The sequence below is a fragment of the Chamaesiphon sp. GL140_3_metabinner_50 genome (genome assembly GCF_025361915.1).
Lineage (GTDB): Bacteria > Cyanobacteriota > Cyanobacteriia > Cyanobacteriales > Chamaesiphonaceae > Chamaesiphon.
This window is the reverse complement of sequence record NZ_JANYJC010000367.1, coordinates 1-5,223: the sequence shown is the minus strand read 5'-3', so window position 1 is coordinate 5,223 and position 5,223 is coordinate 1. Positions and strand designations below refer to the sequence as shown.

4 protein-coding genes are annotated in these 5,223 nt (G+C 46.5%); 2 read left to right on the top strand and 2 right to left on the bottom strand.

The window, feature by feature from the left end; all coding sequences use genetic code 11:
• Positions 1-46: 46 nt before the first annotated feature.
• On the bottom strand, positions 47-601 hold the full coding sequence (locus tag Q0R35_RS18020; protein WP_295621717.1) for an alpha-ketoglutarate-dependent dioxygenase AlkB: 555 nt from the start codon (positions 599-601) through the stop codon (positions 47-49).
• A 119-nt stretch (positions 602-720) separates the two neighbouring features.
• Here Q0R35_RS18020 and Q0R35_RS18015 point away from each other — a divergent pair, with 119 nt between their 5' ends.
• A complete protein-coding gene (locus Q0R35_RS18015; protein WP_295621714.1) occupies positions 721-2,442 on the top strand; it encodes an alpha/beta hydrolase in 1,722 nt (573 codons plus the stop codon).
• A 49-nt stretch (positions 2,443-2,491) separates the two neighbouring features.
• On the opposite strand, the gene arsS is transcribed toward Q0R35_RS18015, so the two are convergent.
• The gene (arsS, locus tag Q0R35_RS18010) at positions 2,492-3,463 is read right to left on the bottom strand and encodes an arsenosugar biosynthesis radical SAM (seleno)protein ArsS (RefSeq protein WP_366944940.1); all 972 of its coding nucleotides are present in this window, start codon (positions 3,461-3,463) and stop codon (positions 2,492-2,494) included.
• Positions 3,464-3,775: 312 nt separating this feature from the next.
• Between arsS and Q0R35_RS18005 the strand changes: the two genes are divergently transcribed.
• The coding region (locus Q0R35_RS18005; RefSeq protein ID WP_295621708.1) for an aldehyde dehydrogenase family protein at positions 3,776-5,223 on the top strand (1,448 nt) is incomplete at its 3' end.

The window sequence follows — 5,223 nt, the reverse complement described above, 5'->3', positions numbered from 1 at the left end:
TGAGTGTTACAGGCTAAGGCAAACGGAAAAAATACTCGCGCCGTTACTAAACAATTGCTGTGCGAAAAGTTAACGATACTCGCCGCTCTCGCCGTAAAATGCCACCATTGATTCGATCTCTTTTGCGTGCGGGAATGCCATGTTTCCATTGGTAGCGCGCCGCACCAGCGAGTACTAGTAGACTACCGCATTCGAGCCATAAAGATTCACTCCCCAATCCAGCTACCTCTGTAAATTTCATCATGCATCCAGAGCCGAGCGTCAGCGAACAGACGATCGCCCCAAAGCAAGGAATACAATCGACATGAGCGGAAATGCCCTGTCCTAGTTCGTATTCGTTGATGATTAATTGGTCGGGAATGTCTTGCATATATTCGTCCGCTCGCAGCCTAGCCGCCAGCGGTTGCGCCCAAATTGGCAAACACCCCAAATACATCGATTTGTCGATTTTGCGTGCTTTGTAGTCGTATTTGTAGCCATAGTGCTGAACGCGCCGTTGGAGATCTGTCAGCCACGGCTGGCGATCGATCTCATCTAGCAGTAATATCTGGGTTGGTCCGTCGATAAATCCCGCCACATAATTTAACCCCTCAATTGTCATTAAACTTCAGATGATTATTATATTAAATTAACACGCAACTGTTATCAGCCAAAGGATATATCGATAGATCGAGTAAATCAATTAAAATTAAGAATAATGGATGTTCTTTAGCTAAATTTATGTCGCTCAGTCGTGCTAGATTTCATTGGCTTAAAGCCTTAACGATCGCTACCTTTATCACCATTGCGATTCCGATGCCGGGACGTGCTGCCGATCGCATTGTCGGACGGTTCCCGCCTTTCAAAGATATCTCTATTTCGGTTGGCGATCTTGAAACCTTTGCTAAAGAGGGTAAAATTCCTGCGACTTATGCCGAATTAGCCAAACAAGTTCCACCAGAGCGGCTGCAACAGTGGCGACAGGTATTAACACAGCGATTTGATGTTAGTCCGGCTTATGTAGCGCAGTTTACCAATTCACCGTTAGTCGAAAAGTTATTAGATCGCGTCGGTGAATCTATTCAGCCAGCTTCGCGACAAAATGGGATGAAATCGCTACGAACGGCACTGATTAGTGCGGCTAGAGATCGGAAAGTAGGCTTAACCCCGATTAATTTTATCAGGCAGTTTCCCAGTCGCCAAATTAATCTCGATCTGGCGGAAGTATTCACCATTTACGATAATTTTACCGAATTATTCAAACGCCGAGACAATACGATTGTCGCATTCGATCGCATTGCCAATACTCAAGTTACTGCTAACAACAGCGATACCAATCGCATCGATCTCCGCAGTCGGGGGTCATTTCGATGGCAAAAACGACAATTTGCCTGGTTGGATAAATCGCGCCAACGGATGGTACCGGGGGATCTTTATCTACCGCAAACCAGCTCAACCGCGACGATGCCAATTATTGTAATTTCCCACGGTGTTGCTGAAGATCGCACCACTTATGGCTATTTAGCCGAACATCTCGCATCCTATGGGTTTGCAGTTACCTCAATCGAACATGTTGGTGGTGATGCCAATCGGTTTCGGCAGTATTTTTCGGGTTTGGCTCCCGCTCCAAAGGCGACAGAATTACTCGAACGTCCGCGCGATGTCTCTTTTTTTCTAGATGAATTACAACGTCAAGCACAAACCGATTCTACCTTGAGACAAGTGGATGTCGATCGGGTGGGATTAGTCGGACATTCGCTCGGCGGCTACACGGTATTAGCTTTAGCAGGCGCGCAAATCGATTTCGAGCGTGTCAAACAAAGCTGCACCCCCAATCGCTCGTTAAATCTTTCGGTGTTGCTCCAATGCCGAGCCAACGAGCTATCACCCCAACCATATCGCCTCCAAGATCCGCGCATTAAAGCGGTGTTCGCGATTAGTCCCCTCGGTAGCACGCTGTTTGGCAAGCAGGGGATGAGTCAAATTCGCGTACCAGTATTTTTGCTAGGCGGTGGCGAGGATATTATCACGCCTGTGGTACCAGAGCAAATTTATCCATTTACCTGGTTGCAAACACCCAATAAATATCTGGCTATTTTAGATAAGGGGACACATTTTTCTACTCAAGATATCTCTAAAAGCGATAGTGTTTTTCCAGTTTCTGAGAGTTTAATTGGTGCCGATCCCGCACAGGCACAGATTTATACTAAAGCACTTAGCACGGCATTTTTTCAAACCCATTTAGCCAACCTGAGTCAATTTCAGAGTTACCTTAATGCTGGTTATGCTAACTTTTTAACTCAGCCGAGTTTTCAGAGTGCCAATCGAGGGACTAATAATTTAGCCGCTCTTCGTTCCAAACCTGCGTCACTGCGGCTTAATTTAGTCGATGCTACTGTTAGTGAGTCGCTTTCCCAAGCTTTACAGCAAGATACTTCACGCGCTAGCAAATTAGTTCCTTAAATTAATTGTTAATTAGTTTTTTAGAATGGGAATTTAGACTCCTTAATTATTATACTAAAGCACCCCCACAACTAGAACCACTCCCCGCAGTGCAACCATAGCAGTAATCTTGCGTTTGAACTTTACCGATCGCATCTAGAGTTCCGGCGGCTAAAAGTCGATCGATCGTTAATAATTCGCCTGTGGGTGTTAACGATGGTAAGTTTGCCATTTGATTGAAATCACAATCGTAAATATTACCCAGATAATCGATCGATAGCTGGTTGCGACACATTAAATGTGAGACGGTTTCGGGGTTATGATGGGATTCTAAGAATTGTAAATAAGGCTGGTAAAGTTGGTGATGTTCTAGTTGAAATTTGGTTCTGCCGATCGGTAAGTTGGTAATCGGGAGCAGTTGGTTAAAACAAATATCAAAATCTGCTTTGAGAAATGCTTTATAATCTCGTTCTAGGGCGATGCGATCGGGTGTCAATCGAAAATCGGTCGATGTGGGAATGGGGGGATTATATACTAAGTCGATCTGTAAATTTGGATCGCTACCATAGCCCAGACGATTCAGCCATTGCAGTGCTTTAATCGAAGCATCAAAGGTGCCTTTTCCGCGCATTTTATCGACATTATCTGCTAAATAACAGGGTAATGAAGCGACAATACGCGCTTTATTTTGGGCGCAATAGGCGGGGATATCTGCGTAGCCAGGGACGAAATAGATCGTGAGATTGGAACGGACGATCGCTTGTTTGCCTGTGGCGACGGCGGCTGCTAAAATAGGTTTGAAACCATTGAGCAATTCTGGTGCGCCGCCTGTGAGATCGACGGTGTGAATTTGGGGAAATGTATGGATTAGTTGAATGACTCGATCGACAATCCGATCGGACATTTCTTCGGTACGCAGGGGACTAGCCTCGACGTGGCAATGGGTACAAGCGAGATTGCAACGTTTACCAAGATTTACTTGGAGGATGGTTATCGGCTGTTTGGTAAGGGGAGATTTCAGTCGAAGGGCAAATGGGGTAATATCTAAATCGATCGATGTTGGAGATGGTTGAATCATGTAGTGGCGATGACGATCTATCCCGATCGTAGCGTAGATTAGAAATGAGAGATCCAGCAATGCTCATGATGAAAATTGAGATTAGATCTGCTGATGCTGGTTTTTAAAAATAAAACTGCTGCAATCCGCATGATGTCGTCAAACTTATCGCCAAGATTGAAGCGATAAAATAGGGTAAGAGTTTTAAAATGAGAATTGCTGGAATTACCCCTACCATCAATTTCGAGATGTGAATTTAGCGATCGGCATCTACCCAACTGTACCAACTATTGTCATATGGCTAGCAATATTTCCACACCACCGATCGGATTAGCTACCGATTTTGATGAGATCGATCGAGCTATTACCAGCCTGTGCAGCCATCGAGAGCAATGGGCGCAAACGCTCATTCCCCAACGGTTAGTATATCTGCAAGATTGTCTCGATCGCACCTTTTCAGTTGCCGAAGCTTGGACTAATGCGGCTTGTGAGGCTAAAGGCATCGATCCTCAATCGCAGTTGGCGGGTGAAGAATTGACGGCGGGAGCGGTTGCAACAGTCCGAAATCTGCGCCTATTGATGATAACGCTCCAAGCAGATGGGCAACTCGAACCGCCCAAAATTACCCGGCGGGAGGATGGGCAAATTATCGCCCAAGTATTGCCAGCAAATCCGATCGAGCGATTATTATATTGGGGTTATCGGGGCGAAGTGTGGTTAGAACCCGGAACTTTACCTACTCAAGGGCAAATTTATCGCGAACCGACAGCAGCTAAAGTCGCGCTAATTTTAGGTGCGGGGAATGTTTCGGCAATTGTCGCAATGGACGCACTTTCTAAATTATTTAGCGAGAATCGAGTCGTAATTGTCAAGATGAATCCGGTGAATGCTTATGTGGGTAAATATATCGCCCAAGCCTTCGAGCCATTAATAACAGCGGGTTTCCTATCTATCGTTTATGGCGGTGTGGAAGTTGGCGAATATTTGTGTCAACATCCCCAAATTGACGAAATCCATATTACCGGATCGCACCGTACTCATGATGCGATCGTCTGGGGGACAAATCCGATCGAACAGCAGGATCGGAAAATAACCAATAACCCCCGCATCACTAAACCCATCACTTCCGAACTCGGCTGCGTTACGCCCATTCTCGTCGTACCGGGTAAATGGTCGCAGTCCGATCTTACCTTCCAAGCGCGTCAAGTTGCTGGTACGATCGCCCATAATGCCAGCTTTAACTGTGCATCGGGACAAGTCCTCGTCACCGCCTCCGGTTGGGCGCAACGGGACGAATTTTTAGCCGCCATCAGACGAGAATTAGCCGCCATTCCCCCGCGTCAAGCCTACTATCCCGGTGCCCAAGATCGCTACCGATCGTTCCTCGACAGATACCCCCAATCGGAGCCACTAGGGGCGCAAACCCCAGAAATCGTCCCCTGGACGCTAATTCCTAATGTACCGCCCGTAGCAGGCGAATATGCCTTAACTGAAGAGGCATTTTGCGGCATCTTAGCCGAAGTCGCCATCGAGTCCCAATCTGCACCCGATTTTCTCGCTAAAGCAGTAGAATTTGCCAACGACAGCATTTGGGGGACGCTTTCTTGTACCGTGTTAATCGATCCTCAAACTCAGCAAAAATACCACCCAGAATTCGACACGGCGATCGCTAATCTCCAGTATGGGGCGATCGGGGTCAATATTTGGTCGGCAATGTTATTTTATTTCGGCTCGACGACTTGGGG

What these genes read in the sequence shown, in the direction of transcription:
- Q0R35_RS18015 (WP_295621714.1), top strand. Translation starts at nt 721, where the DNA reads ATGTCGCTCAGTCGTGCTAGATTTCATTGGCTTAAAGCCTTAACGATC.
- Q0R35_RS18020 (WP_295621717.1), bottom strand. Translation starts at nt 601, where the DNA reads ATGACAATTGAGGGGTTAAATTATGTGGCGGGATTTATCGACGGACCA.